This is a genomic window from Amaricoccus sp., assembly GCF_017995835.1.
GTDB lineage: Bacteria > Pseudomonadota > Alphaproteobacteria > Rhodobacterales > Rhodobacteraceae > Amaricoccus.
In genome coordinates, this window is record NZ_JAGOID010000040.1 from 1 (window position 1) to 25,696 (window position 25,696).

Genomic DNA, 25,696 nt, shown 5'->3' on the forward strand with positions numbered 1-25,696 from the left:
CGTATGCACGACGCATATGCCAAGCAAAAGAGTCAGAATTGAATCGTTAATGCAGGCGCGAGGCATTCAGGCGGAGGCCGTATGAGCACGGTCCAGGCGGCGCTCGCAGCCGCGGCGGTGGAACTGGCGGCGGCGGGGGTCGCCGAGCCGGTTCGCGACGCACGCGCGCTTCTCGCCGCGGCGCTCGGGGTCGGGTCGGCGGGGCTGACCCCGGTCCTTCGCGAACCGCTGGCGCCGCAAGCGGCGGCGCGCTTCGCCGCGCATGTCGCGGCGCGGGCGGCGCGGCGGCCTGTGGCGCAGATCCTCGGGCGGCGGGCGTTCTGGGGGCGCGACTTCGCCGTGACGGCGGACGTGCTCGACCCGCGACCGGAAACCGAGGCTCTGGTGGAGATCGCGCTGGCCGGCCCGCCCCCGGCCCACGTGCTCGACCTCGGCGTCGGCAGCGGCGCGATTCTCGTGAGCCTGCTCGCCGCCTGGCCGGACGCCTACGGCGTCGGGGTGGACATGAGCGCGGGCGCGCTGGCCGTCGCCGCGGCGAACGCCGCGCGGCACGGGGTCGGGGCGCGGGCGGGTTTCGTGCGGACGGACTGGCTCGCCGGGATCGGCGGGCCGTTCGGGCTCGTCGTCGGCAATCCGCCCTACATCGCCGCGCCGGAGGTGGATGGGCTCGCGCCGGAGGTGCGGGACTGGGAGCCGCGAATGGCGCTGACGCCCGGACCGCTCGGGGTCGAGGCCTATGCGGCGATCGCGACGGGCCTCCGCGCCGTGATGTCGCCGGGCGGGCGCGCGCTCTTCGAGATCGGCGCCGGACAGGGCGCATCGGTCGCGGCGATCTTCGACGCGGCCGGGTTTGCCGTCCGGGTGCGGCCAGATCTCGACGGGCGCGACAGGGTCGCGGAGCTGAGCTGACCAACCGGACCGCGCCGGCCCGGGCTTTTTCGCTTGTGTTTTGTCGCTGCCCGCATATATCTGCCTCATATCCAGACCTGAACGCCTGCTTTTGACGCCAAGCGCGGGCGGGGTCGGATGCGACGCAGCATCGGAAAGACGACCGGGACGCCGCCACGTGCGGGGCCGGAGCGACGCCGATCAGGTCAGGCAAGCGGAAATCATCACGGCATGAGACCTTCGAACAAGCAGCGGTCCAGGAACAAGCCCGGCAACCTCGGCGGCAACAATCCGAACATGAGCAATCGGAGGCCGCTCGGGAACATCATCAATCGCGTGTTCGAGAGCGCGGGGCCCGACGGCAAGGTCCGTGGCACGCCGCAGCAGATCATCGACAAGTATCAGCTGCTGGCGCGCGACGCGCAGCTTGCCGGCGATCGGGTCGCCGAGCAGAGCTTCCTCCAGCATGTGGAACACTACAGCCGACTCCTCGGCGAGGCGCAGGCCGAGCAGCAGGCGCAGCAGCAGGCGCAGCGACAGGCGTTCGAGCGGGACGAGGAGCGCCGCGAGGAACGGCGGGACGGCGGCGATCAGCGTTTCGAGGCGTCGCGCTTCGATGGCCCGCGCCCGGAGGGGCAGCAGCGCCGCGACGAGCCCCGCCGGGACGACAGGCGCGAGGACGGAGGCTTTGGCGGCGACCGGCCGCGGCACGACCGCAACGAGCAACGCCAGCCGCAGCCGGCGATCAGCTCGGGCCTCGTGACGATCGACGCGGACGATCCGTATGACAGCGGTCTGATCGAGACGCCGGAAAGTCGCGGCGCGCCAGAGCCGGTCGAGCTCCGGCCGATGTCGGCGCCCGCCCCCGAGGTCGCGGAGGCGCAATCCGTGAGCGTCGCGGAGGCGGCGGCGCCGGCCGAGCCCGAGCCTGAGCCCGCGGATCCGGCGCCAGCGGAGCCGACGGCATCGGCGGCCCCCGCCGAGGCGGAGGCAGCGGCCGAACCGCCCGCGGCGCCCAAGCGGGGCCGGCCGCGGCGGCGCGCGCCGCGCCCGGAAGGCGAGACCGCCGCGTCCTGACGCGGAAGGAGCCGGGATCTTCAGCGGCCGGGCGGCGACGCCCGGCCGCTTTCGTTTGCGGCGACAATGCGGGCGAGCCGGCAGAAGCGCTCGATGTCGACCGTCTCGGCCCGATCGGTCGGCGCGATCCCGGCAGCCCCGAGCCACGCTTCGACGTCTGGGCCGAGAGGCCGCAGACTGGCGCGCAGCATCTTGCGCCGCTGGCCGAAGGCGAGGGCGACGACGCGCGACAGCGTGCCCGGATCGGCCGGGAAGCGCGGCTCGGGCAGCGCGTCGAGGTGGACGACGGCGCTGGTCACGCTCGGCGGCGGCGTGAAGGCGCGCGGCGGCAGTTCGAACGCGATTCGCGCGGCGCAACGCCACTGGGCGAGGATCGCGAGCCGGCCATAGGCCTTGGAGCCGGGGGGCGCGACGATGCGCTCGGCGACTTCCTTCTGGAACATCAGCGTCATGCTCGTCCAGAACGGCGGCCACGCCGGGGGCGTGAGCCAGCGAACCAGCAGCTCGGTGCCGACATTATAGGGCAGGTTGGCCACGATGCGGATCGGCGGGCGCAACAGCGCGGCGGCGTCGACGGCGAGCGCGTCGCCCTCGACGACCTCCAGTCGCCCGGGCCAGGCGGCGGCGATCTCCGCCAGCGCGGGCAGGCAGCGGGCGTCGCGCTCGATGGCGACGACGCGGCGGGCGCCTTGCGCCAGCAGCGCGCGCGTCAGCCCGCCCGGACCGGGGCCGACCTCGAGCACGTCGCAGGCGGCGAGGTCGCCGGCGCGGCGGGCGATCTTGCCGGTCAGGTTGAGATCGAGGAGGAAGTTCTGGCCGAGGCCCTTGCGGGCGCTGAGGCCGTGCGCGGCGATCACCTCGCGCAGCGGCGGCAGGCCGTCGGCGGCGAGGGTCACGCCGGGACCGCCCCCCGGACCTGTCGGCGCCGCGCCTCGGCACGGTCGGCACCGGTCCCGGCCGGGTCGCCGAGGGTCGGCGCGGCTGGCGCGGTCATCGCTCCACGATCACGGCGTCGCGCAGGAGCTCCTGGAGGTAGCCCTGGCCGAAGGTATTGATGCGCTGCTGGAAAATCTCCTCGCGCATTCGGTTGCGCACGTCCTCGTCGGTGATCTCGGGATCCCTCGCGCCCGGCGCCTCGAGCCGCAGCGAATCGACCCGGAGGATCGCGAGGCCGCCGGAGATCGGGATCGGCCGGGTGACGCCGCCGGCGCCGAGAAGCAGCACCTGCGAGCGAATGGCCGGCGGCAACTGCGCCGCCGGCATCGGCTCCATGCGGCCCCCGTTCGCGGCGGTGGAGGAACGGCTGTACTGCCGGGCCGCCGCGGCGAAGGCGCCGGCGCTGCCGACCTGACGCGAGAGGCGGTCGGCCAGCGCGATCGTCTCCTGCTCGCTGCGATCGTCGAAGGGGAGCGCGATCTCGCTGAGCTGCACCATCTCGACGGGCGCGTTCACGGCGGTGGCGAGCGCGATGTCGAGGTCGTCCTCGGAGGGCATCGACTTCTGGCGGAAGCGGCCCTGCACGACCTCGCGCCACAGCAGGCCGGCCTCGACGAAGTCCTCCATCGTCTGGCTGTCGATCCCGCGCGCCGCCAGCACCGTGTAGACGTCGTCGACGGAGATGCCGCGCTGGGCGGCGAACTCGTCGATGCCCGACTGGACCGCGCCCTCGGGGAGCTCGATCTCCAGCGCCTTGGCTGCCTGCGTCTTGACCGCATCCTCGGTGAGCTGTTCGACCGCAATCTTGCGCACGTCGCCGCGCGCTCCGAGCGCGGACAGTAGCGCGGCGCGCTGGTCGATGTCGTACCAGGTGACGGCGCCGTTGTTGACGGTCAGCGCCGGCGAGAACGGCGTGACGCCTGCGGGCGCGGTGGAGACCACGCGGCTCGGCGGGGCCGGCTGCTGCGGCGCGGCGGCGCGGGGCTGCGCCTGCGGCAGGGTGCGCAGCGGGACGCCCTGCGGGCCGATGTCGCCCGGGGCCGCCGGCGCCGGGGCGGGGGCGGCCTCCTCGGACAGAGAATCGAGCGGGGCAGGCGGGATCCCGGTCGGCGCGGCGGGCGCGGCCGCCTGGTCCGGCGCGCCGAGGGTGCGGATGGGCAGGCCGGGCGCGACGGCGGAGGCGTCGGGGCCAGGGCCGACGGGAACGGTCGCCGCGGCGGGCGGCTCCGGAGCGGCGCTCGGCAGCGCGGTGGGCGGCAAGGTCACGACCTGCGCCATCGCCGCGCCGCTCGCCAGGTACGCGAGCGCCAGAACAAAACCTCGCAAAACCATGCCGCCCAACCTCGTGCGCCCCTTTGGTTGCCGCTCCCCCGTCAACGCAGCGCAACGCCGACGCAGGCCCGTGGCGGCCACTCGGCCGACCCCGACGCGCCGAGCCCGGCGAGGCGCACCCCGAACCCGATCGTCGTCGCGGGCGGCAGGTTATCCGATGACGTGTAGCGACGCGAGACGGAAAGGTCGATCTCGGCGCACTCGTTGCCGTAGGTGATCCCGGCCCCGGCGCGGACGTTGGAGCCGCTCGCCGCGTCGAAGCGCCAGTTGCCCCGGACCTCCCAGTTCGGATGCACGCGGTAACGGGCCGCCAGCGCAAGCTCGGAGGTCTCCGGCTGCGGGCCGAGGAAGGGGTTGCTGTCGTCCTCGGCGAGGTAGGTGTAGCTCGCCCCGAGCCTGCCGCGCTCGCCGTCGTACTGCACGGCGAACTCGTTGCGGGTGAAGTCGAGGTCGCTCTGCACGAGCATCCGGTTCGAGAGGCTCAGCCCCCAGTCGAAGCCGACGGACAGGAGCCCGACCCAGTCCGACCAGCGGCCGTCGAGGCCGGTGCCCGTGGGGAACTGGTCGAGGTCGTCGGCGCGCAGCACGCGGCCGAGGGTGGCGCCGAGGTTCCAGCCGGTCGGATCGGTGCGGGTGTACTGGACGCCGAGGTTGGCGCGCAGGCCGGTCTCCAGCCGGTCGCGGCCCGGGAAGCGGTTGAGCGCGAAGAGGTTCGAATAGGAGAACTCGGGCAGCTCGCTGTCCTCGTTCGGCACGTCGGTGTCGCCGAGGCTGTCGGACCAGACGACCTGGGCGATCGGCTCGATCACCTGGTCGACCCCGCTCGCGCCGCGGCGCACCCAGGGCCAGCGCAACTCGACGGCGGCAAGCGGCGTGGCGCGGCCGAGCGGGTCGCCGTCGTAGGTGGTCTGGTTGGTGTCGTCGGCGTCGGACCAGACCCGGTAGGAGTCGAGGGCCGCGCTCGCGGTGGCGTGGGCGCGCAGGCCCATGGCGAGCGTCCAGTCGGCGCGCCAGTCAATGGCGCCGGTTCCCCGGACCATGCTCTGGCCAAGCTCGCGGGTCATGCCGAGGAGCGCCACGTCGTAGGCGAGACGGCCGCCGGCGAGGGTCTCCTCCAGCGTGCGGCGGTAAACGAGGTCGGGCAGGACCGCCGGCACGGTGCGCTTGTCCTCGTTCTCGAGCAGTGACTGAAAGCCGATGCCTTCCAGGCGCAGGTAGTCCTTGGCGCGGGTGCGGGTGATCTTCGCGGTGCTGGTGAGCAGATCTGCGTCGGAATAGTCGAACTGTTTCAGGAACACGTCGTCGGAGACGATGCTGGCGTCGAAATCGAAGACGAAGCCGCGCCCGAGATCGTAGTCCCCGTTCCCGTAGAGAAACCAGCGCGTGCTGTCGCCGCCGATGTCGTCCTCGAGCCCGTCGTCGAGGGCGAGGACGCCGCCGACGTCGATCCCGCCGCGCGTGAATCGGCGCCGGTACTCGCCCTCGGCGAGGAACCCGCCCTGGCTCGTGACGAAGGGGGTGATCGTCATGTCGGACGAGGGTCCGAGGACGTAGTAGTAGGGCGTCTTGATCGCCGCGCCGTAGATCTGGGAGTTGAGGAAGATCGGCGCGAGAAAGCCGCTCGCGCGCTCGGCGCGCGGGTCCGGGATCGAGAGCCAGGGCAGCCAGGCGACGGGCACGCCGAGCACCTCGAGCCGGGCGTTGTCGAAATAGATGCGCTGGGCGAGTTCGTCCTCGGTGACGCGCCTGGCGCGGATCGCCCAGGTTGGGGTCGGGTTGCCGGGGCAGACGGTGCAGCTCGACGCGATGACCCGGTCGAGGGTGACGAAGCGGCCGTCGCGGCGCTGCGCCTCCACCGCGGCGATCTGGAGCTGGTCGGCGATGAGCAGGCGGGCGCCCTCGATCAGGCCGTTCGCGAGATCGGGGGTCAGCGCCGCCCGGTCGGCGAGGAGGACCCCGGTGTCGGGATCGACGAGGACGATGGGGCCCTCCGCGCTGACCTTGTCGTTGCGCTCGTCATAGACGATCCGCGGCGCACGCAGGATGATGCCGCGATAAAGCACCTCGACCGAGCCCTCGGCGACGAGGAGGCCGGTGGCGTCGTCGTAGCTGACGCGGTCGGCCACGAGCGCAACCGGCTCTTCGGGCGCGGCGAAAGGAGCCTCCTGCGCCGCGCCGGGCCCAGTGGCGGCGAGCGCCAACGCGAGGGCGGCGGCGAGGGCGAGGGCGCGACGCTGCTCAGCCATCTTCGAGGTGCAGGAGCAGCCCGAGGGCGAGGAGGATGGCGGCGACCGGCGGCGTCCAGGCCGCCACCATCAGCGGCAGCGCCCCGCTCGCGCCGAGGGATTCGGCGAAATCCTTGAGGAAGTAGAGCGAGAAGCCGGCAAGGACGGCGAAGAGCATCATCACGCCGACCTGCCCGAAGCGCGCCGGGCGAAGCGCGAAGGCGGCGCCGATCAGCACCATGGCGAAATAGAGCGCGGGTTTGGCGAGTTCGCTCTGGAGGAACAGCCGGTAGCGGCGCCCGGAGAAGCCCGCGTCCTCCATCTGGCCGATGAAGCGGCCGAGTTCCCAGAACGAGACCGTCTCGGGCGGCGAGAAGCTCTCGATGATCTGCTCGCGGGTGAGCGTCGTGGGAATGCTGAGCCGGCCATCGGCCAGCGGCGTGGGGTCGAAGCGGCCGTCCGGCGTGCGCTCCCACCGCAGCGCCTGCTCCAGCGTCCAGCCGCCCGGGTCCAGACGCGCGGTGCCTGCCTCGATGCGCGCATAGAGCCGGCCGGCGCCGTCGAAGCGGGTGAACCGCGCCTCGGTCAGCGCCGTGCCGTCGGAGTTGGTGCGCGCGGCCTGGATCACGGTCTGGCCCTCGGGGTCGGCCTGGCGCAGCCAGAGCCCGTCCCTTGAGACCGAGAGGCGGCTCGGGTCGCGGCCGCGCAACGCGTCCTGCATGTCGGCGCCGCGCTGGATCGATGCGGCCACGATCGGGTTGACCGCCGCGACCATCACGCAGGCAAGCGCGATCGCCGCCGCGGCGGGAACGGCGATCAGCCGCAGCGCCGAGACGCCGGAGGCGCGCATGACGACGAGCTCGCTGGTGCGCGCGAGCCGCAGGAAGGTGACGAGGCTCGCGAGCATCAGGACGAGCGGCGTCGCCTGGTACAGGACCTCCGGCGACTGAAGGACCGTCACTTGCAGGACCGAGGCGGCCGGCGAGTCCGAGAAGCGGCGCAGGTTCTCCACGCCGGCGGCCGAGAGGACGATAAGCGCGATCACCGCCTGCACGGCGATGAGGGCCTTGAGGAAGCAGACGAGCAGATAGCGCGCGAGCGTCATGCCGGCGCCCCCCGCGGCCGAGTGGGACGGCCGAGCCGCCAAAGCAGGGCGCCGACATAGGAGAGCCCGATCAGGATGGGAAGATACATCGCCGGCCAGAGCGTCGCGTCGTCCTGGACGCGGGCGCGGGTGACGATGGCGATGGACTGCATCGCCACCGCGACCGCCACCGCGACGATCACCCGCCGCCCGAAGCCCGACCGGCGATAGCCGCCCGCGAGCAGCGTCACCAGCGCAATGGGAGGATAGAGCCAGGCGAGAAGCGGCAGCGTGATCTTGTAGTGCGCCTCGGCGACGTACTGGCCGAGTTCGAAGCGCCCCTTGCCGAGCATCTCGGGCGTCGGGTTCAGCAGCATCGCGATCGGGTATTCCGCCGGGCGCGGAGCGCGGTCCTCGTCGACCTTCACGAGATCGGAGAGGTCGAAGACGAACTGGTCGTATTCCACGGCACTCAACTGGCGCGCCTCCTTGTCGAGGGCGAGCGCGACGCCGTCGCGCATGACGAGCCGCGCCTCGTTCCCGTCGCGCAGCAGCAGGGCGGCCTCGGCGGCGTAGGTCACCGGGCGCTCCGGGTCGCGCTGGTCGTGGAGGAAGACGCCCGACATCTCGCCGGCGCGGTCGGTTCGGCCAATGAAGAGCGTGAGCCCGGTGATCGGGTGCAGGAACTGGCGTTCGACGATCAGCGCGCTGGCGAGGTCCGAGCTGATCTCCTGCGTGCGCGTGGCGAGTGCTGCGCCCCCGAGCGGCACGAGGACCGTCAGCGTCACCGCCATCATCGCTGCTATCAGCGCGCCGAACGTCGCCACCGGGCGCATCAGGGCCCAGGGCCCGACGCCGGCCGTCATCATCACGACGAGCTCGCTTTCCGAGTAGAGCCGGTTGAGCGTGTAGAGCGCCGCGCCCATGCCCGACAGCGGGATCACGATGACGAGCACGTCCGGCAGGACGAAGGCGGAGAATTCGAGCAGGATCCGCCCGCCGCGCCCGCTCGCCACCACGGTGTCGATCAGGCGCACCGCCTGGGTCAGCCAGACCACGCCGGTGAACACCAGCAGGAAAAACCCGAAGGCGACGACCAGCTGGCGCAGCAGGTAACGGTCCAGACGCGTCAAGGCTCCTCCCTTCGCCCGCGGGACTCGCCAAGCCACGGGGCTCGCGATAGACCGGCGCGACGTTCGGCAACCTAGTGGAGACGCCCGTGACCGCGCCAGTGCAATCGAGCTTCGTCGCCGCCGACGCGCAGGCGATCGCCGGTCTTGGGGGCCGCGTCGCGGTGTTCCTCGACGAGGAGGGCAGGCTCGACCCCGCGGCGCGCCGTCTCGACGCCCGGGCGCGCGGCCTCCTGCGCCGCGTGGCGACGAGCGGCGCCTTCGCGCGCCTCAAGCCCGGCGAGGGGCTGACGCTCGCCTTCCCCTCCGGCCTCGCGGCCGAGGCGTTGCTCGCGGTAAAGCTGCCGCGCAAGGCGACGCCCGCGCAGGCGCGCAAGGCGGGCGCGACGATCGCCGGCTTCAACGCCGAGGCGCCGCTCTCGGTCGTTGCGGGGCGGGCGCCGCAGCTCGCCGAGATAGCGCTCGGCCTGACCTTGCGCGCCTATGAGTTCCGCGAGTTCCGCACCCCGGAGAAGGACTGGCGGGCTCCCAACGACGCCGTGACGTTCCACGTCCGCGACCCGGGGGCCGCGGCCGCCGCCTGGGCCCCGCGCGAGGCGGTCGCCGAGGGCGTCCTGCTGACGCGGGATCTGGTGAACCTGCCGGCGAACGTCCTGACCACCATCGCCTTTGCCGAACGGCTGGAAGCGTTGCGCGATCTCGGGGTCGAGGTGGAAGTTCTGGACGAGGCCGCGATCCGGGCGCTCGGGATGCGCGCGCTCCTCGGGGTGTCGCAGGGCTCGGAGAGCCCGCCCCGTGTCGTGGCGATGCGCTGGAACGGCGGCGACGACGCGGCGCCGCTTGCGCTCGTCGGCAAGGGGGTGGTCTTCGACACCGGTGGCATCTCGATCAAGCCCGCCGCCGGCATGGAGGACATGACCATGGACATGGGGGGCGCCGGCGTCGTCGCGGGCGTGATGCACGCGATCGCCGCGCGCGGGGCCCGCGCCAACGTCGTCGGGCTGGTGGGCCTGGTCGAGAACATGCCCGACGGCAAGGCCCAGCGTCCCGGCGACGTGGTCCGCTCGATGAAGGGCGACACGATCGAGGTCATCAACACCGACGCCGAGGGCCGGCTCGTTCTGGCCGACGTTCTCTGGTATGCGCAGGAGCGCTTTGCGCCGCGGGCGATCATCGATCTGGCGACGCTGACCGGCGCCTGCGTCATTGCGCTCGGCCACGAGATGGCCGGGGTCTTCGCCAGCGACGACGTGCTGGCGAACCAGTTCCTCGCCGCCGCGGCCGAAGAGGAGGAAGGGGCCTGGCGGTTGCCGCTGGCGGCGTCCTACGACCGCCAGATCAAGAGCCGGGTCGCCGATGTGGCCAATACCGGTGGCCGGCCGGCCGGCTCCGTGACGGCGGCGCGGTTCCTCAGGCGGTTCGTGCGGGACGAGGTGCCCTGGATCCATCTCGACATCGCCGGGGTGGCCTCGCTCTCGCGCGACACGATCTCGGGCCGAAGGGCGCCACCGGCTGGGGTGTGCGCACGCTCGACCGGCTGATCCGGGTCCGATTCGAGGCGTGATGCGGTTTCGTCCGAAGACTTCGACGTCAAAGGTTTACGGCGGATTCTTCGATGCACGCCTTATGCACAACGTATGCACAACGCATATGCCAACCAAAAGAGTCGGAATTGGATCGTTAATGCAGGCGCGAGGCATTCGGGCGGAGGCCGTATGAGAGCGCGGCCGGTGGCGGAGATCCTGTTCTACCGGCTGAGCGAGTCGCCCGTCGAGGCGGCGTTGCCGAACCTGCTGGAGCGGTCGCTCGAGCGCGGGTGGCGGGTGCTGCTGCGCGTGGGGTCCGACGCCGGGCTGGCCTTCCTCGACGAGCGGCTCTGGACCTTTCGCGAGGACGGTTTCCTGCCGCACGGGGTGGCGGGCGGGCGGCACGACGCGCGCCAGCCGGTGCTGCTGACCCGCAGCGCGGAGAACGCCAACGGGGCCAACGTGCTGATGCTGGCGCTGGGCGCGCGGGCCGGCGTCGACGAGATGGCGGGATACGAGCGGGCCTGCCTGTTCTTCGACGCGGGTGACGCGGCGGCGGTCGCGGCCGCCCGCGACGACTGGCGCGCGGTGGTCGCCGCCGGCCTGCCGGCGAAGTACTGGGGCCAGGAGAACGGCCGCTGGATGCTGAAGGCGAGCGGCGGGACGGCCTGACCGAGCCGCGGTCAGTCCTTCATCAGCGCGTCGAGGCGGGCCTGTTCCTCCCGCGTGAGGCCGGCGCGCGGAATGCGCGCCTCGCGGGCGCGGCGGCGGAGGATCGCCGCGACGAGGGCCGAGCCGAAGATCAGGATCACCGGGCCAGCCAGCCACAGCGGCGCGTTGGCCGCGGTCATCGGCGGGCGGAACAGCACGAACTCGCCGTAGCGGTCGACGACATAGGCGAGCGTCTCCTCGTCGCTGTCGCCGGCGGCGATGCGCTCGCGCACCAGCATCCGCAGGTCGCGGGCGATGTCCGCGTTCGATTCGTCGATCGATTCCGACTGGCAGACGACGCAGCGCAGCTCGGCGGTGATGGCGCGGGCGCGCGCCTCCTGCGCGGGGTCGGACATCACCTCGTCGGGCTGGATCGCCCAGGCGGCGACGGGCGCGACGAGGGCGAGGAGAAGGCCGGGGGCGCGCATCATTCGGCCGGGGCGAGGCCCACGGACGGACGCCGGCGCATCGGCGCGCCGACGCGGTAGCGACGGTCGCTGAGGCTGACCGCGCCGCCGGCCGCCATGACGAGCGCGCCGAGCCAGATCCAGTTGGCGAAGGGCTTGACGTAGGTGCGGACGGCCCAGCCGCCGCCCTGCTGCGGATCGCCGAGCGTGACGTAGAGGTCGCGCGTCAGGCCGCGGTCGATGGCGGCCTCGGTGGTGGGCATTCCCTGCACCGGGTAGACGCGGCGCTCGGGCGCGAGCACGGCGACCTCGCGTCCGTCGCGGATCACGGCGACGCGGGCCGTGTCGGCGAAGTAGTTCGGGCCCTCGCTCCGCTCGACGCCGTCCAGGCGCAGTTCGTAGCCGGCGATGGCGACGCTGTCGCCCACGTTCATGGCGCGAATGTCCTCGCTCTGCCAGGCGGTGACGCAGGCGACGCCGAAGATGGTCAGGCCGAACCCCGCATGCGCGATCGCCTTGCCCCAGTCGGCGCGGGGGAGGTTGCCGGCGCGCCGCAGGCTCTCGGCGAGCGGCGCCCTGCCGAGGCGCACGCGCTCGGCAATCTCGACCGCCGAACCGAGAACCAGCCAGGCGGCGAGGGTGACGCCGATCGGCGCGAGCATCGAGCGGCCGGTCTGGAGCGTCCAGGCGAGCGCGCCGAGAGCGACCGAGAGCGCGAGCGCGCCGCGCAGCGGGCGCATGGCGCGGCCGAGGTCGCCGCGCTTCCAGGGCAGCGTCGCGAAAACCGGCAGGATCACGGCGATGGCGACCATGAAGGGCGTGAACGCCGTGTCGAAGAACGGCGCCCCGACCGAGATCTTGCGTCCCGTGAGCACTTCCGCCACCAGCGGCCAGATCGTGCCGAAGAAGACGACGAGGGTCGCGGTGACGAGGAGGAGGTTGTTGACGAGCAGCCCCGCCTCGCGGCTCACGGTCGAGAAGGCCGCGGTGGAGCGCATCGCGTGGGCGCGGGCCGCGTAGAGCGTCAGCGATCCGCCGATGAACGCCCCGAGGATCAGGAGCAGGAAGACGCCGCGCTCGGGATCGTTGGCGAAGGCATGGACGGAGGTGATGACCCCCGACCGCACCACGAAGGCGCCGATGAGCGAGAACGAGAAGGCGAGGATGGCGAGCAGGATCGTCCAGCTCTTCAGCGTGTCCCGCTTCTCGACGACGATCGCGGAGTGCAGGAGCGCGGCGGACAGGAGCCAGGGCATGAACGAGACGTTCTCGACCGGATCCCAGAACCACCAGCCGCCCCAGCCGAGCTCATAATAGGCCCAGAAGCTGCCAAGCGCGATGCCGATGGTGAGGAAGCTCCAGGCGAGCAGCGTCCAGGGCCGTACCCAGCGCGCCCAGGCGGCGTCGACGCGACCCTCGATCAGCGCGGCGATGGCGAAGGAATAGGCCATCGAGAGGCCGACATAGCCGAGATAGAGGAAGGGCGGGTGGAAGGCGAGGCCGGGGTCCTGGAGGAGGGGGTTGAGGTCGCCGCCGTCGATCGGCGGAAAATCGAGGCGGGCGAACGGGTTCGAGGTCAGGAGCACGAAGGCGAGGAAGGCCGCGCCGATGAGCGCCTGCACCGCGAGCGCGCGCGCCTTGAGCGTGGGCGGCAGGTTGGAGCCGAACCAGGCGACCATGGCGCCGAAAAGCGTGAGGATGAGGATCCAGAGGAGCATCGACCCCTCGTGGTTTCCCCAGGTCCCGGTGACCTTGTAGAGCATCGGCTTCGCGGAATGGGAGTTCCCGGCCACGAGCCGCACCGAGAAGTCCGAGACGACGAAGGCGTGGACGAGGGCGAGGAAGGCGAGGGCGACGAGGGCGAACTGCACCGTGGCCGCCGGGACCGCGACGCGCATCCAGTCGGTCCAGCCGCGCTGGGCGCCCACCATCGGCACGACGGCCTGCACGATCGCCACGAGCAGGGCGAGGATCAGGGCGAAATGCCCGAGTTCGGTGATCATTTCCCTGGCGCTCCGCGGGGTCGGCTCCTTATGCGCCGAAACGGCGGGGGGTGCAAACCGGGACAGCGGTTGCACAAGCTTGGCTTCAATCCCGGAGACGTCGATGGCGTTCGGGGCAGACAGACCATCAACGCGATCAAGCGCTTCCAGGAATCAAAGGGACTCGTCGCCGACGGGGTAGTCGGACGGGCGACCTGCGGTTCAACGATCCGCGCGGGACGAAGGTGACGAGACGGTATGGTCGGGGATCGGCGTGCCCGACCTCGCCATCCGCATCGGGTGGAAGATCGAGGCCGCCGCGAAGATGCTCGGCGCCTACGCGGCGCTGAACCCGGGGCGTGCCATGGTTGTGGCGCTTCCCGGGCCGGTGAGGGAGGACGGCGTTGCTAGCCAAGTCCATTCGAGCCAGGGGTGGCGCCACTCGCCCCCGTGTTCGGTCAGGCTGCCTCGAACAGATGCGCCCGCTCGGGCTCGAAGCCGAGCAGCACCTCCGAGCCGAGATCGAACGGGCGGTCGCCGTCGAGGGCGACGACGATCTTGCCGCCGGCGGTGAGGTCGACCGCGAGCACGGTCTCGGTGCCGAGCCGCTCGATCAGGCCGACCTTGCCGTGCAAGTGGCCGCCGTCGGCGACCTGGCCGGGGTGCAGGAACTGCGGCCGCACCCCGAGCACCGCCCGGCCGCCGGGGGCGAAGCGGCCCACCGCGTGCGGGATCGACACCGGCTCCAGCGCCGGCGAGGCGACGGTGACGCGGCCGCCGCCGGTCTCCTTCACCTCGACGTCGAGGAAGTTCATCTTCGGCGACCCGAGGAAGCCGGCGACGAACTGGTTGGCCGGATTGTGGTAGAGTTCGAGCGGCGAGCCGACCTGCATCACCTCGCCGGCCCTGAGCACCACGATCTTGTCGGCGAGCGTCATCGCCTCGACCTGGTCGTGGGTCACGTAGATCATGGTGGCGTCTAGGTCGTGGTGCAGCTTGCCGATCTCCATGCGCATGTCGACGCGCAGGGCCGCGTCGAGGTTCGACAGCGGCTCGTCGAACAGGAAGACCTTCGGCTTGCGCACGATCGACCGCCCGATCGCCACCCGCTGCCGCTGCCCGCCCGAGAGCTGGCTCGGCTTGCGGCCGAGGAGATGCTCCATCTGAAGGATGCGCGCCGCCTCGTCCACCGCCTTCTGCTTTTCGGCCTTCGGCGTGCCGGCGAGGGTCAGGCCGAAGCCGATGTTCTCGCGCACCGTCATGTGCGGGAAGATCGCGTAGGACTGGAACACCATGGCGATGCCGCGCTCGCGCGGCTGCTCGTCGTTGACGCGCTGGCCGTCGATGTAGAGATCGCCCCCGGTGATTTCCTCGAGCCCCGAGATCATCCGGAGCAGCGTGGACTTGCCGCACCCCGAGGGGCCGACGAACACCACGAACTCGCCGTGCTTGATGTCGAGGCTCACGCCCTTGATGATGTCGACGTTGCCGTAGCTCTTTTTCAGGTCGACCAGCTTCACGTCCGCCATTTTTCCGTTTCCTCCAGGAACCCGTTGCGTTTCAGCCGAGCCGCAGCCGGCCGTCCCCGTCGATCGTCAACGGCGTCGGGTCGGGGATCTCGCCCACGAAGGCGCCGCCGCCGGGGTTGTGCAGGAAGCCGAGGAGGGCGAGCCCGTCCCCTGTGTCGACGATGCGCGCCGCGTAGCGGTCGACCGCCGGGTCGCCGTCGAGGAACGGCCCCGGAGCCACCGTCCACGGTCCGCGCGGATCCTCGGCTGTGAGGTAATGCGAGCCGCGGACCGGCCGGCCCGGATAGCTTGCCGCATAGGCCCGGGAGTAGTGCTCGGGGGCGGTGCAGAACAGGCAGTACCAGCGCCCGCCGGCTTCGAAGACCTGCGGCACCTCGAGTTGTCCGAAGGTTCCGCCGGCGTAGACCGGCGCCTGCAACGTCCAGTCGTAGAGATCGGGCGAGGTGGCGAAGCCGATGGCGCCGCCGGCGTTCGGCTCCGCGACGCCCGGCACGCGGGCGGTGAAGTACATGAGCCACCCGTCGCCCGCCGGATCGCGCATCACCCACGGGTCGCGCATCGCCCGGTCGTGCCAGTGGCCGGGGCTGAGTTCCTCGTAGCGGTCGTCGATGTCGAGCGCGAGCCCGTCGCCGACCCGCCGCCAGTTGTGCAGATCGGTGCTCGTGGCGTGTCCGATCCGCTGCTTCAGCCCGTCCTCCGCTCGGCTGCCGCCGGTATAGAACAGGTGCCAGAGGCCGTCGCCGCCTTTCACCACCGAGCCGGTCCAGGTGGTGTAGTCGTCCCACGCCGGCGACTCCGCCGGCGCGAAGGTGGTGCCCTTGTGCTCCCAGTTGCGCAGGTCGCGGCTCGTCGCGTGGCCCTGGCTCACGTTGAAGTGGCGCAGGTCGGGATCCTTCAGCGCCTTGTCGGCCTGGAGGAAGAAGACGTGCCAGAGGTCGCCGTCGCGGACGTACCAGCTGTCCCAGACCCATTTGGTCGGCAGTGCGATGGTCATTCAGAGACTCCTCAGCCCTTGACGCCGGTCGAGGCGATCGAGGCGATGAAAGCGCGTTGCAGGAAGAGATAGAAGGCGAGCACCGGCACGGTGATGACCGAGAGATAGGCCATCAGCTCGCCCCAGACCGGATTGAGCTGGAAGAAGTATTGCAGGCCCACCATGACGGGCCGGAATCCCTCGTCCTGCGTCACCATCAGCGGCCAGAGGTACTGGTTGTACATGGCGAGGAACTTCAGGATCGCCCCGGTCGCCAGCACCGGGCCGGAGAGCGGCATCACCACGCGCCAGTAAATCTGGAACCAGGTCGCGCCCTCGACGCGGCAGGCCTCGATCAGCTCGCGCGGCAGGTCCTTGAAGAACTGCACGAACAGGAAGATCGTCAGCCCGTCGGCGACGAACGGCACGATCTGCACGCGGTAGGTGTTGAGCCATCCGAGCGTCACGCCGTCGCCCGACAGCCACGGCAGGTTGTTGACGACGATCAGCATCGGGATCGCGATCGTCTCGAACGGCACGATCAGCGTCGCGATGATGACGGCGAGCACGAAGTCGCGTCCGCGCCAGTTCATGAACACGAAGGCGAAGGCGGCCAGCGAGCAGACGAAGAGCGACAGCACCACGGTCACGCCGGTGACGAGCACCGAGTTGAAGATGAAGGTCGCGACCGGCGCCCGCCGGAACGCGCCGAAGTAGTTGTCGAACGAGATGTCGCCGACCGGCAGGAAGGCGCGCAGGCTTCCGGTGTCGGAGAGGAGCTGCTGGTCCGGCTTCAGCGAGGACATCACCATGAAGAGCAGCGGGAAGATGAAGATCACCGCCCCGATGATGAGGAGCGCGTAGCGCCAGGTCCGGTCAAGGGACGTGTTCTTTCCTTCGACGGTCGCCATCACTTCTTCTCCAGGGTCAGGTAGCCTTGCACGAGCGAGATGGTCAGCACGATCAGGAACAGGACCACCGAGATCACCGAGCCGGCGGCGATGTCCTGCTTGCGGTAACCGCGCTCGACGGCCTGGAACACCATGGTCTGCGTCGAGTCGACCGGGCCGCCCTTGGTCATCACGTCGATCTGGGCGAAGAGCGCGAAGGCCTGCATGGTGATGACGATGAGCACCAGTACGGCGGTGTTGCGCAGGCCGGGCCAGGTGACGTAGCGGAACGCCTGCCAGCGCGACGCGCCCTCGATGTTCGCCGCCTCGTAGAGCGTCGGCGAGATCGACTGGAGCCCGGCGAGCCAGATCACCATGTGGAAGCCGACCGCCTGCCAGATCGACATGACGATGATCGCCGGCAGCGCCGTCGCCGGGTTGCCGAGCCAGTCGACCGGCTTGAACGCCCCGAAGGTCAGCCAGGAGAGCGCGCTGTTCAAGAGGCCGTTGTCGCCGGCGTAGATGAAGCGCCAGAGCAGCGAGACGACGACGATCGAGACCACCACCGGCATGAAGTAGACGGTGCGGAAGAAGTTGATGCCCTTGAGCTTCTGGTTGATCATCACCGCGAGCAGGAGCGCGAGCCCGCCCTGGAGCGGCGCGACCACCAACACGAAGAGGAAGGTGTTCCGCAGCGACTTCATGAATACGACGTCGTTCGCGAGCACATAGACCCGGCTTTCGCCCCAGCCGAAGCTGAACCACTCCTGCTTGCCCTGCAGGTGCGGATAGTCCGGGTTGTTGCGGGTGTAGCCGCGCAGGCGCGGATATTCCGGCTGACCGTCGTCGTCGAGCACGACCGCGCCACTCGCGTCGCGCTCGGGCTCCAGGGTCAGCGTACTGACCCCGAGCAGCCGCTCGAAATTGGCCGTGCCGACCCATTGCGTCGGATTGGGCGAGAACAGGCGCTGGTTGGTGAAGCTGAACCCGAAGGCCAGCGCGAAGGGCACGATGATGAAGAGCAGGATCAGCGCGACCGCCGGCGCGGCCATCGCCCAGCCGGCGCGGTTCGAAGACAATAGGCGGGTTGGTGTTGCGGCCATGGCCTCTTCCCCAGAAAGGGTGGTTCGGGTCCGGCCCCCCTGGGAGGGAGGGGGGGCCGGATCAGCGCGCTGGCTTCGGGCGAGGCCTGGTCAACGCCCTGAAGCTGTCCGTTCTGTTTCAGCGGCTTCGTCGCGGACGCACGCCCGCGGGCGACCGCTCAGTGACCATAGCCCTGGTTGTTCTGGATATCGGCGTTGATCTCGTCCACCGCCGCGTCGAGCGCGGTGACGACGTCCGCCCCGTCGGCGATGTCGGCGAGCGCCTTGCGGAACACGCGCGCCTCGACCACGTAGCCCGGCGTGACCGGCCTCACCAGCGCCTGCTCGGCGCTGAGGTCGTAGAAGACCGCCATCGGCGCGCCCTCCTTGTAGTTCTCGGTCATCGCGGCCGCGCTCGCCGTGGCGGGGGCGAGGCCCGAGGCGTCGGAGAACATCGCCTGGTATTTGTCCTGAAGCGCGAAGCGGATGAAGGCGTTGGCGCCTTCCTTGTTGTCGCTCTGGGCCGAGACGGCGAGTTGCCACGAACCCGCGCCGATCTTCGGTCCGTTGCCGAAGTCCGGCGCCGGCAGGAACAGCGCGTCGTCGCCGAAGTCCTTCAGCACGGCCGCCGCGTTCCAGTTGCCGACCCAGGTGATCGCATACTTGCCCTCGCGGAAGCCCAGCGCCTCGGGTCCGTCGGCGGGGGGTTGCGAGCCGCCCGGCGCCAGCCCGTCGGCGAAGAGGCCCTGCCACCATTCGCCGAACTCGACCGCCGCGTCGCCGTTCAGCACGCCCTCCGCCGTCTGGTAGGTCGAGCGGTCGACGATGTCGCCGCCGAAGCTCTGCAGGAACGGCGAATAGGCGTAAGGGTACCACTCGCCCTTGTCCCACATGCCGAGATCGAGCGGATAGGCGAAGTCGCCGCTCTCCTTGATCGTGGCGAGCGCCGCGTTGAACTCCTCGCCCGTCCAGGGCTGCTCCAGCGTCGGGACGCGGATGCCGTATTTGTCGAGGATCGACTTGCGGGTGATCATCGCCACCGCCGCGTCCCAGAGCCCGACCGAATAGACCTGATCCTTCCACACCCCGATCGTGCCGGGCAGGAAGCCGGCAAGCTCCTCCCTGGTGATCTCGAGCGGCGCCAGATACCCGGCCCAGGCCCAGTTCGGCATCACCGGCCCGTCGACGTCGAGGATGTCAGGCAGCTCCCCCGACAGCGCCGCGGCGGTCACCGAGTCGTTGTAGGCGGCCTGCGGAAACTGCTGGAACGTCACCTTCCAGTCCGACTGGGAGGCGTTGAACTCCTCCACCATCTGGCCGAAGATCTTTCCCTCCCACGCGTTCCCGGCGCCGTGCTGCCAGAACGTGAGCTCGGTCTGCGCCGCGGCCGCTCCGGCCAGGCAGGTCGTCATCAGCAGGCCCGCGCTGATCCGCGCAAGTGTGGTCATCATCTTCCTCCTGGTTGTTTTGGTTCGTCAGTGCCGTTGGCCGGGCCCCGGCACCACCGAGGCACGCCATCGTAGCTCGCCCTGCACCTCGACGCGATGGCCCGCGACGAGCGGCTCCTGCCCGCGCAACTGGCCGAGCATCAGTCGCGCCGCCGCCGCGCCCATGCGGTGGTAGGGGAGCTCCATCGTGGTGAGCTGGGGGAACAGCGTCTCCGAGATCACCCGGTAGTCATCGTAGCCGGCGACCGACATCTGCTCCGGCACCGGGACGCCGCGGGCCCGAAGGATGCCGTAAACCGCGACCGCGAGCCGGTCATTGCCGCAGCAAAGCGCCGTCGGCGGCGGGTCGAGGGCGAAGAGAAGGTCGATGGCTTCCGACAGCCGCTCGCGCTCGATCGCCTGACCGTCGTAGTCGCCCTGGATGACGAGGCCCGGGTCATAGGGAATGCCCGCCGCCTCGAGCGCCCGGCGGTAGCCATCGAGCCTTTGTTCGTGGGCCACGAAGCCCTGCGGGAGCGTCAGAAAGCCGATGCGGCGGTGGCCGGCGGCGACGAGAGCGGCGACGAGCTGCCGCTGACCGTCGGCGTCGTCGGGCAGCACGCACGGGGTTCCGGCGTCGTCGAACCCGTTCACCAGCACCAGCCGCGACCCCGACGCTTGCGGCAAGGCGATGCGCTGATGATGCGGGGCAACGTAGAAGATGCCCTCCACACGGTGCTCATGCAGCGTGCGCAGGAGCCGCGGGACCTGATCGAAGCGGCCGCCGGTGTCCGAGATCAGGAGGGTCATCCCATGGTCCGCCAGCACCCGCTGGATGCCCTGCACGATCTGCAGGTCGGGCAGGCCAGTTGCCCCCCCAGCGGCCTGCGGCCCGCTGATCGCGCCGGTGACGAGCCCGACGAGCCCGGTCCGGCTGGACCGCATGGTCCGTGCGGCGCTGGAGGGAACGTAGCCGAGCTGGTCCATCGCCGCGTCGACGAGTTCCCGCGTTCGGGCGTTCACCGGCGCATCGCCGTTCATCACCCTGGACACGGTCTTTGGCGAGACTCCCGCGGCCTTCGCAACGTCATAGATCGTCGCCATCCACACCACCGAGCCCTGAGAAGGTCACGACAACGGCCATGACACCGGTGTCATATGCTGAAAGAATGATTCGCACAAGGGGCTCGGCGGACGTCTGCCGCGCCTCCGTCCGCCCGGTGTTCGAGCCGGTTGAGGCAGGTTCACATAGCCGAGGCCGAGCGAGTACTGACAACTCGTACGCCATCCGGCCGCGATCGGACGACAGGGCGCGCCGCCAGCCTGATCGCCTGCCACGGCTCCCGGCCCGTTCCCTCAGGATTTTCGCGTAGGCATCGTAGGTCTCCGATCAGGTTGGTTGTTACAACCCGACCCTACCGGAGAACCCGCGATGGCCACCGCGCCGCCGCCCGCCTGCCAGCGCCTCAATCCGCGCAGGCGGGCGGCAGCGCCAGGCTGTTCATGTCCGCCGCATGTCGGTCGCGCCGCCCGCCAGCCGTTGGGTGATCCGGCCGACGATTTCGCTCCAACATATTGGCGATGCGAAATAAACACGGTTCGTGACCGACGAGCCGAGCGAGATCGAGGCCCTGCGCGTCGCCCCTTCAGGCGGCCGAGGCGCGCGTCGCGGCGGAGGCGGCCCTCGGCGGAGGGTTACGATTATCGCGGCGCAGAAACTCGAGATCGAGCTGCTCAGGCGCGGCAGCAAGGACCCTCAGGCGGCGGCGGCGAAGAAGGTCACCCGGTTCCGGCCGGTGTCCTTGGCCTCGTAGAGCGCGCTGTCGGCGCGCTTGATGATCTGCTCGGCGTCCTGGTCGGAGGGACCGGCGATGGCGACGCCGATCGAGACCGTCACCAGGATCGGGTCGGCGCCGGGCACCACGAACGGCGCGCCCTCGACGGCGCGACGGATGCGCTCGCCGGCGGCGGCCGCGGCGGCGTGGTCGATGTCGGGCATCGCGACGAAGAACTCCTCGCCGCCGAACCGCGCGACGAGATCGACGCCGCGGATGTTCTCCTGCAAGCGGCGCGAGAACTCCTTCAGCACCGCGTCGCCGGCGTCGTGGCCGAATCGGTCGTTGATCGACTTGAACTTGTCGAGGTCCATCATCATCACCGCGAAGACCCCGTCGGTCTCGCGGGCGCGCTCCATCACCCGGTGCAGGTGCTGCGCGGCGTAGCGGCGGTTGTAGATGCCGGTCAGCGGGTCGATCACCGCCATCTTGAGGCCGTTGCGCACGTTGGTGCGCAGCCGGTCGGAATAGCGCTTGCGGCGAAGCTGCGAGCGCACGCGCACGATCAGCTCGTTCATGTCGAAGGGCGCCTCGATGTAGTCCGAGGCGCCGAGGTCGAGCCCCTTGGCGGCGCTGGTCACGTCGCCCGCGTCGACGACGAGGATCACCGCCGATTGCCGCGTCTCCGGCCGCGCGCGCAGCGCCGAGACGAGGCGCAGCCCGTCGCCGCCCTCCATCAGCCGCAGGTGCACGACGAAGCAGTCGGGCTGCTCGAGCCGCGCGAGGTTGAGGGCCTCGCGCTCGGAATAGGTGACGATGGTCGAGAGGTTCAGCCGGCTCTCGAGCTCCCCGGCCCATGCCGCGCCCTGGGCGAGGCAGGGCGGCGCGAGCAGGATCGAGCCGCCGACGTCGAGCTCCATCTCCTGCTCCGACACGAAGTCGGTCAGCCCGAGCTCGCGCGAGGTCATGTCGCGCAGGCGCAGCTCGTCGAACATCATCTTCATGCGCATGAGGTTGCGCACGCGGGCGAAAAGCGCGAGGTCGTTGAAGGGCTTGGACAGGAAGTCGTCCGCGCCGACCTCGAGCCCGCGGATGCGCTCCTCCGGCGTGTCGAGCGCGGTGACCATGACCACCGGAATGTGCGCGGTGTCCTCGGAGGACTTCAGCATCGCGCAGACGGCGAAGCCGTCGAGGTCCGGCATCATCACGTCGAGCATCACCATGTCGGGCTGCTCGCGCCGCGCCATTTCCAGCGCCTGGTGGCCGTTCTCGGCGACCGAGACGTCGTAGTAGGCGGAGGAGAGCTTGGCGCGCAGGAGCAGGCGGTTCGTCGCCACGTCGTCGACAACCAGCACCCGACCCGACATCCCGCGACCTCCCCTCGGGGCGCGCGATCCCGCCCCGTCATGAGGCTGGACCTTAGGAGGAAACAGATTAACGAATGGTGTAACGGGCCCCCCGGGAGCGGGCCGCCGGGGAGGCGCAAGGTGACGGAATCCGAGGCGACGACGCTGGCGCGCGAGGCGCTGATCTGGCTCGCCGGCCGGCCGGAGGCGCTGGAGGCGTTTCTCGCCGCGAGCGGCGCGGGCCCGGCGGACATACGGGCGCGCGCCGCCGACCCGGAGTTTCTCGGCTTCGTCCTCGATCACGTTCTCGCTTCGGAGGAATGGACCATCGCCTTCGCCGCCGAGGCCGGCGTGCCGCCCGATCGCGTCGCCCGGGCGCGCGCGGCGCTGCCCGGCGGCTATGCGCCCGACTGGACGTGAGGGCCGAGCGCGGCCAGCGCGGCGCGCAGCCCGGGCGGGACCGGCGCGGGCCGCCGCGTGACGCTGTCGACGCAGACATGGACGAAACGCACCCGCGCCGCCGCGGTCGGCGCGCCCGCCGCGAAAAGCCCGATCTCGTAGGTGATCGACGATCCGCCGACCCGGTCGAGCCGCAACCCGGCCTCGACCGTGTCGGGAAAGCCGAGGCTGCCGAAATAGGTGCAGCCGGTCTCGACGACGAGGCAGATCACCGGGCCGTCCGGCACCGCGAGCCCGCCGGGGCCCGTGAGCCAGCGGGCCACGACGCTGTCGGCATACTCGTAGTAGACGGCGTTGTTCATGTGGCCGTAGACGTCGTTGTCACGCCAGCGGATGGGGTAGACATCGAAATGCGGGAAATCGGCGCGATCGGGCGGGGCAGGGCGCATGGGGGACTCCATCGGGACCGCCCGAGCCTAGCGAGCGGAGGGGCCGGTGCAACCGCCTGAGCCGATCCGCGGCCTCGTTTTCGACAAGGACGGCACGCTCTTCGACTTCCAGGCGACCTGGGGGATCTGGTGCGCGGACTTCGTTCGCGAGCTGGCCGGCGCGGATCCGGCCCGTGCCGACGCGCTCGCCGCGGCGCTCGGCTTCGATCGCGACGCGGGCCGCTTCCACCCGCAGAGCCCGGTGATCGCCGGGACGATGGAGGTGGTGATCGCCGCGGCGCTGAACGCGCTGCCCGGCCTCGACGAGGCCGGGCTGCGCCGGCGCGTGCTCGAGACCACGGCCGCCGCGCCACAGGTCGAGGCCGCGCCGCTCGCGCCGCTCCTCGACCGGCTCCGCGCCGCCGGCCTGACGCTCGGGCTCGCCACCAATGACGCCGAGGGGCCGGCGCGGGCGCATCTCGGGCGCGCGGGCGTGCTCGACCGTTTCGCCTTCGTCGCCGGCTATGACAGCGGCCATGGCGGCAAGCCGGAGCCGGGGATGCTCGAGGCGTTCTGCCGCGCCACCGGCCTGCCGCCCTCGGCCTGCGCGATGGTCGGCGACAGCGCCCACGACCTCGCGAGCGGCCGCGCCGCCGGCATGACCACGATCGGCGTCCTGACCGGCCCGGCCACCGCCGAGGAGCTCGCGCCGCTCGCCGACGTGGTGCTGCCCGGGGTGGCCGCGCTGCCGGCCTGGCTCGGCCTCGACGCGTGAGTGCGCCCCGGGCGCTCTGGCTCACCGGGCCCGGCCGGGTCGAGTTGCGCGGCGAGCCGGAGCCGGTGGGCGAGGTCGTCGTCGCGACGCTCTGGAGCGGGATCAGCCGCGGCACCGAGGCGCTGGTCGCCCGCGGCGGCGTCCCCGAGGCCGTCCGCGAGCGAATGCGCGCGCCCTTCCAGCAAGGCGACTTCCCCTTTCCGGTCAAGTACGGCTACGCGGCGGTCGGCCGCGCCCTGACCGGGCCCGCGGCGCTGCGCGGCCGCACGGTGTTCGTGCTCCACCCGCATCAGGACCGCTTCGCCGTGCCGGCGAGCGCCTGCCTGCCGGTGCCGGATGACACGCCGACCGCGCGCGCGGTCATCGCCGCCAACCTCGAGACGGCGCTCAACGTGGTGTGGGACGCGGGCGTCGGCCCCGGCGACCGCGTGGCCGTCGTCGGGGCCGGCGTCGTCGGCGCACTCGCGGCCTGGCTCTGCGCCGGCATCCCGGGCGCCGAGGCGACGCTCGTCGACGTGAACCCCGACCGCGCCGGGCTCGCGGCGCGGCTCGGCTGCGGCTTCGCCGCCCCGGCGGACGCGCCCGCCGACTGCGACGTGGCGATCAACGCCAGCGGCTCCGCCGCCGGCCTCGCCACCGCCCTTGCGGCGGCGGGCGAGGAGGCGACGGTGGTCGAGGCGAGTTGGCACGGGAACCGCGATCCGGTCGTGCCGCTCGGCGCGGCGTTCCACGCCCGCCGCCTGCGGCTGGTGTCGAGCCAGGTCGGCCGCGTGCCCGCCGGCCGCGCGCCGCGCTGGACGAACCGGCGCCGGCTGGCCGTGGCGCTGGCGCTGGCGGCTGATCCGGCGCTCGACGCGCTGATCTCGGGCGAGACGCCATTCGCGGAACTGCCGGCGCGCTATGCCGGCATCCTTGACGACCCCGCGACCCTCTGCCATCGCGTCCGCTACCTTTGAAGGGGGAGCCATGTTCGCCGTCGAGGTCCGGGACCACATCATGATCGCCCACAGCCTGCCGTCGCCGGTATTCGGCCCGGCGCAGGGGCTGCACGGGGCCACCTATGTCGTCGACGCGGCCTTCTTCGCCGAGACGCTCGACCGGAACGGGATCGTCGTCGACATCGGCCTCGCGACCGAGGCGCTCGCCGGCGCGCTCGCGCCGCTGCGCTATCGCAATCTCGACGAGGTGGCGGAGTTCGCCGGGCGGCTGACTACCACCGAGGCGCTTTGCGCCCATGTCTGGGACGCGCTCGCCGCCGCCGCCCGCTCCGGGGCGATCGGCGAGGGTGGGCGGGCGCTTCGCCGCCTGCGCGTCACCCTGCACGAGAGCCACGTCGCCCGCGCCTGGCGCGAGGGCGACCTCTGATACCGGCGAGCCTGCCAGGCCACCCGGCGCAACACGGGCTAACACGCCTAACACGCGTGATAGATAGGGTAACTACCTGAGTACGCACGATAAAAGTGATAGAGGTCAAAAAAGGGTCCGCGAGTCGTTTCATGAGCCCGCCGGTATGAGCGTGACCGGGGACGACAACCGCGTCGCGGCGCGCGGCGGCGCGCCGACCCGGACGAACGGCGGGCGCCCCGTCGTCCATTTCGCCATTCCCGGCGATCTCGACACGCCGACGGGGGGCTACGGCTACGACCGCCGCCTCATCGCGGGCCTGCGAGAACTCGGCTGGGAGGTCCGCCACCTGCCCGTGGCGGGCGACTTCCCGTTTCCGCGCGCGGAGGATGCGGCAGCGGCGGCGCGGACGTTCGGCTCGGTCCCGGCC

Annotated in this window: 23 protein-coding genes and 2 pseudogenes; 10 read left to right on the forward strand and 15 right to left on the reverse strand. The window is 71.2% G+C overall.

All coding sequences use genetic code 11. The features are described 5' to 3' along the window. Positions 1 to 81: 81 nt before the first annotated feature. Both prmC and KBA23_RS08290 read left to right on the forward strand, forming a co-directional pair. Positions 82 to 909: a peptide chain release factor N(5)-glutamine methyltransferase gene (gene prmC, locus KBA23_RS08285; RefSeq protein WP_290739246.1), complete on the forward strand. Its 828-nt coding sequence runs from the start codon at positions 82 to 84 to the stop codon at positions 907 to 909. Between the two features lie 210 nt (positions 910 to 1,119). Beyond that, complete coding sequence (locus KBA23_RS08290) at positions 1,120 to 1,965, forward strand: DUF4167 domain-containing protein (protein ID WP_290739248.1); 846 nt, start codon at positions 1,120 to 1,122, stop codon at positions 1,963 to 1,965. Positions 1,966 to 1,985: 20 nt separating this feature from the next. Here the strand turns inward: KBA23_RS08290 and rsmA are convergent, their stop codons facing one another. The 5 genes from rsmA to lptF form a co-directional block, all read right to left on the reverse strand. After that, a complete protein-coding gene (gene rsmA / locus KBA23_RS08295; protein WP_290739251.1) occupies positions 1,986 to 2,861 on the reverse strand; it encodes a 16S rRNA (adenine(1518)-N(6)/adenine(1519)-N(6))-dimethyltransferase RsmA in 876 nt (291 codons plus the stop codon). Positions 2,862 to 2,955: 94 nt separating this feature from the next. Next, a complete protein-coding gene (locus KBA23_RS08300) occupies positions 2,956 to 4,227 on the reverse strand; it encodes a peptidylprolyl isomerase (protein ID WP_290739254.1) in 1,272 nt (423 codons plus the stop codon). Positions 4,228 to 4,274: 47 nt separating this feature from the next. Further along, entirely contained in the window at positions 4,275 to 6,479 is a 2,205-nt protein-coding gene (gene lptD, locus KBA23_RS08305; protein ID WP_290739256.1) for an LPS assembly protein LptD, read from the reverse strand. Beyond that, entirely contained in the window at positions 6,472 to 7,563 is a 1,092-nt protein-coding gene (lptG, locus tag KBA23_RS08310) for an LPS export ABC transporter permease LptG (protein WP_290739259.1), read from the reverse strand. Before lptG ends, lptD begins: the two co-directional genes overlap by 8 nt. Continuing rightward, positions 7,560 to 8,675 (reverse strand): LPS export ABC transporter permease LptF, encoded by a 1,116-nt coding sequence (lptF, locus tag KBA23_RS08315; protein WP_290739261.1) that lies wholly within the window; start codon positions 8,673 to 8,675, stop codon positions 7,560 to 7,562. Before lptF ends, lptG begins: the two co-directional genes overlap by 4 nt. 86 nt (positions 8,676 to 8,761) lie before the next feature. Between lptF and KBA23_RS08320 the strand changes: the two are divergent. Together KBA23_RS08320 and KBA23_RS08325 are read left to right on the forward strand one after the other, a co-directional pair. Beyond that, positions 8,762 to 10,236 (forward strand): annotated as a pseudogene (locus KBA23_RS08320) (leucyl aminopeptidase). Between the two features lie 151 nt (positions 10,237 to 10,387). Further along, entirely contained in the window at positions 10,388 to 10,870 is a 483-nt protein-coding gene (locus KBA23_RS08325) for a DNA polymerase III subunit chi (protein WP_290739264.1), read from the forward strand. An 11-nt stretch (positions 10,871 to 10,881) separates the two neighbouring features. On the opposite strand, the gene KBA23_RS08330 is transcribed toward KBA23_RS08325, so the two are convergent. After that, positions 10,882 to 11,337: a cytochrome c-type biogenesis protein gene (locus KBA23_RS08330; RefSeq protein WP_290739309.1), complete on the reverse strand. Its 456-nt coding sequence runs from the start codon at positions 11,335 to 11,337 to the stop codon at positions 10,882 to 10,884. Next, positions 11,337 to 13,319, reverse strand: a complete 1,983-nt coding sequence (locus KBA23_RS08335) for a heme lyase CcmF/NrfE family subunit (protein WP_290739266.1) — start codon at positions 13,317 to 13,319, stop codon at positions 11,337 to 11,339. Before KBA23_RS08335 ends, KBA23_RS08330 begins: the two co-directional genes overlap by 1 nt. A 30-nt stretch (positions 13,320 to 13,349) precedes the next feature. Between KBA23_RS08335 and KBA23_RS08340 the strand changes: the two genes are divergently transcribed. Beyond that, on the forward strand, positions 13,350 to 13,547 hold the full coding sequence (locus KBA23_RS08340; RefSeq protein WP_290739312.1) for a peptidoglycan-binding domain-containing protein: 198 nt from the start codon (positions 13,350 to 13,352) through the stop codon (positions 13,545 to 13,547). A gap of 209 nt (positions 13,548 to 13,756) precedes the next feature. On the opposite strand, the gene ugpC is transcribed toward KBA23_RS08340, so the two are convergent. The 7 genes from ugpC to KBA23_RS08375 form a co-directional block, all read right to left on the reverse strand. Next, entirely contained in the window at positions 13,757 to 14,827 is a 1,071-nt protein-coding gene (gene ugpC / locus KBA23_RS08345; RefSeq protein ID WP_290739270.1) for a sn-glycerol-3-phosphate ABC transporter ATP-binding protein UgpC, read from the reverse strand. A gap of 31 nt (positions 14,828 to 14,858) precedes the next feature. Next, positions 14,859 to 15,821, reverse strand: coding sequence for a levansucrase (locus KBA23_RS08350; RefSeq protein WP_290739273.1), 963 nt, complete (start codon positions 15,819 to 15,821; stop codon positions 14,859 to 14,861). A gap of 11 nt (positions 15,822 to 15,832) precedes the next feature. After that, positions 15,833 to 16,711 carry a carbohydrate ABC transporter permease gene (locus tag KBA23_RS08355; protein WP_290739276.1) on the reverse strand — a complete coding sequence of 293 codons (879 nt, stop codon included), beginning with the start codon at positions 16,709 to 16,711 and terminating at the stop codon, positions 15,833 to 15,835. Beyond that, entirely contained in the window at positions 16,711 to 17,793 is a 1,083-nt protein-coding gene (locus KBA23_RS08360; protein ID WP_290739279.1) for a carbohydrate ABC transporter permease, read from the reverse strand. Before KBA23_RS08360 ends, KBA23_RS08355 begins: the two co-directional genes overlap by 1 nt. A gap of 158 nt (positions 17,794 to 17,951) precedes the next feature. After that, positions 17,952 to 19,220: a sugar ABC transporter substrate-binding protein gene (locus tag KBA23_RS08365; protein ID WP_290739282.1), complete on the reverse strand. Its 1,269-nt coding sequence runs from the start codon at positions 19,218 to 19,220 to the stop codon at positions 17,952 to 17,954. Between the two features lie 27 nt (positions 19,221 to 19,247). Next, the gene (locus KBA23_RS08370; protein ID WP_290739288.1) at positions 19,248 to 20,303 is read right to left on the reverse strand and encodes a LacI family DNA-binding transcriptional regulator; all 1,056 of its coding nucleotides are present in this window, start codon (positions 20,301 to 20,303) and stop codon (positions 19,248 to 19,250) included. Positions 20,304 to 20,955: 652 nt separating this feature from the next. Next, positions 20,956 to 22,341 (reverse strand): PleD family two-component system response regulator, encoded by a 1,386-nt coding sequence (locus KBA23_RS08375; protein ID WP_290739291.1) that lies wholly within the window; start codon positions 22,339 to 22,341, stop codon positions 20,956 to 20,958. A gap of 120 nt (positions 22,342 to 22,461) precedes the next feature. Between KBA23_RS08375 and KBA23_RS08380 the strand changes: the two genes are divergently transcribed. Further along, positions 22,462 to 22,740, forward strand: coding sequence for a DUF3572 domain-containing protein (locus KBA23_RS08380; RefSeq protein WP_290739294.1), 279 nt, complete (start codon positions 22,462 to 22,464; stop codon positions 22,738 to 22,740). On the opposite strand, the gene KBA23_RS08385 is transcribed toward KBA23_RS08380, so the two are convergent. Beyond that, on the reverse strand, positions 22,719 to 23,168 hold the full coding sequence (locus KBA23_RS08385; protein WP_290739297.1) for a thioesterase family protein: 450 nt from the start codon (positions 23,166 to 23,168) through the stop codon (positions 22,719 to 22,721). The genes KBA23_RS08380 and KBA23_RS08385 overlap by 22 nt on opposite strands. A gap of 46 nt (positions 23,169 to 23,214) precedes the next feature. On the opposite strand from KBA23_RS08385, the gene KBA23_RS08390 reads away from it, so the two are divergent. From KBA23_RS08390 to KBA23_RS08405, 4 genes and pseudogenes are all read left to right on the forward strand, one after another. Beyond that, positions 23,215 to 23,922: an HAD family hydrolase gene (locus tag KBA23_RS08390; protein WP_290739300.1), complete on the forward strand. Its 708-nt coding sequence runs from the start codon at positions 23,215 to 23,217 to the stop codon at positions 23,920 to 23,922. Further along, positions 23,919 to 24,878, forward strand: a complete 960-nt coding sequence (locus KBA23_RS08395; RefSeq protein WP_290739303.1) for a zinc-binding alcohol dehydrogenase — start codon at positions 23,919 to 23,921, stop codon at positions 24,876 to 24,878. The genes KBA23_RS08390 and KBA23_RS08395 overlap by 4 nt, the downstream gene beginning before the upstream one ends. A gap of 10 nt (positions 24,879 to 24,888) precedes the next feature. Beyond that, positions 24,889 to 25,287, forward strand: coding sequence for a 6-carboxytetrahydropterin synthase (locus KBA23_RS08400; protein WP_290739306.1), 399 nt, complete (start codon positions 24,889 to 24,891; stop codon positions 25,285 to 25,287). 145 nt (positions 25,288 to 25,432) lie between these two features. Next, positions 25,433 to 25,696, forward strand: a pseudogene (locus KBA23_RS08405) (hypothetical protein); the annotation flags it as partial.

Excerpts from the sequence above, each read along its gene's own strand:
- KBA23_RS08365 (WP_290739282.1), bottom strand. The coding sequence starts at position 19,220 with ATGACCACACTTGCGCGGATCAGCGCGGGCCTGCTGATGACGACCTGC.
- lptD (WP_290739256.1), bottom strand. The coding sequence starts at position 6,479 with ATGGCTGAGCAGCGTCGCGCCCTCGCCCTCGCCGCCGCCCTCGCGTTG.
- ugpC (WP_290739270.1), bottom strand. The coding sequence starts at position 14,827 with ATGGCGGACGTGAAGCTGGTCGACCTGAAAAAGAGCTACGGCAACGTC.
- KBA23_RS08340 (WP_290739312.1), top strand. The coding sequence starts at position 13,350 with ATGCGCCGAAACGGCGGGGGGTGCAAACCGGGACAGCGGTTGCACAAG.
- KBA23_RS08350 (WP_290739273.1), bottom strand. The coding sequence starts at position 15,821 with ATGACCATCGCACTGCCGACCAAATGGGTCTGGGACAGCTGGTACGTC.
- KBA23_RS08330 (WP_290739309.1), bottom strand. The coding sequence starts at position 11,337 with ATGCGCGCCCCCGGCCTTCTCCTCGCCCTCGTCGCGCCCGTCGCCGCC.
- KBA23_RS08325 (WP_290739264.1), top strand. The coding sequence starts at position 10,388 with ATGAGAGCGCGGCCGGTGGCGGAGATCCTGTTCTACCGGCTGAGCGAG.
- KBA23_RS08400 (WP_290739306.1), top strand. The coding sequence starts at position 24,889 with ATGTTCGCCGTCGAGGTCCGGGACCACATCATGATCGCCCACAGCCTG.
- KBA23_RS08385 (WP_290739297.1), bottom strand. The coding sequence starts at position 23,168 with ATGCGCCCTGCCCCGCCCGATCGCGCCGATTTCCCGCATTTCGATGTC.
- lptG (WP_290739259.1), bottom strand. The coding sequence starts at position 7,563 with ATGACGCTCGCGCGCTATCTGCTCGTCTGCTTCCTCAAGGCCCTCATC.
- KBA23_RS08355 (WP_290739276.1), bottom strand. The coding sequence starts at position 16,711 with ATGGCGACCGTCGAAGGAAAGAACACGTCCCTTGACCGGACCTGGCGC.
- KBA23_RS08360 (WP_290739279.1), bottom strand. The coding sequence starts at position 17,793 with ATGGCCGCAACACCAACCCGCCTATTGTCTTCGAACCGCGCCGGCTGG.
- KBA23_RS08335 (WP_290739266.1), bottom strand. The coding sequence starts at position 13,319 with ATGATCACCGAACTCGGGCATTTCGCCCTGATCCTCGCCCTGCTCGTG.
- KBA23_RS08370 (WP_290739288.1), bottom strand. The coding sequence starts at position 20,303 with ATGGCGACGATCTATGACGTTGCGAAGGCCGCGGGAGTCTCGCCAAAG.
- KBA23_RS08375 (WP_290739291.1), bottom strand. The coding sequence starts at position 22,341 with ATGTCGGGTCGGGTGCTGGTTGTCGACGACGTGGCGACGAACCGCCTG.
- KBA23_RS08290 (WP_290739248.1), top strand. The coding sequence starts at position 1,120 with ATGAGACCTTCGAACAAGCAGCGGTCCAGGAACAAGCCCGGCAACCTC.
- prmC (WP_290739246.1), top strand. The coding sequence starts at position 82 with ATGAGCACGGTCCAGGCGGCGCTCGCAGCCGCGGCGGTGGAACTGGCG.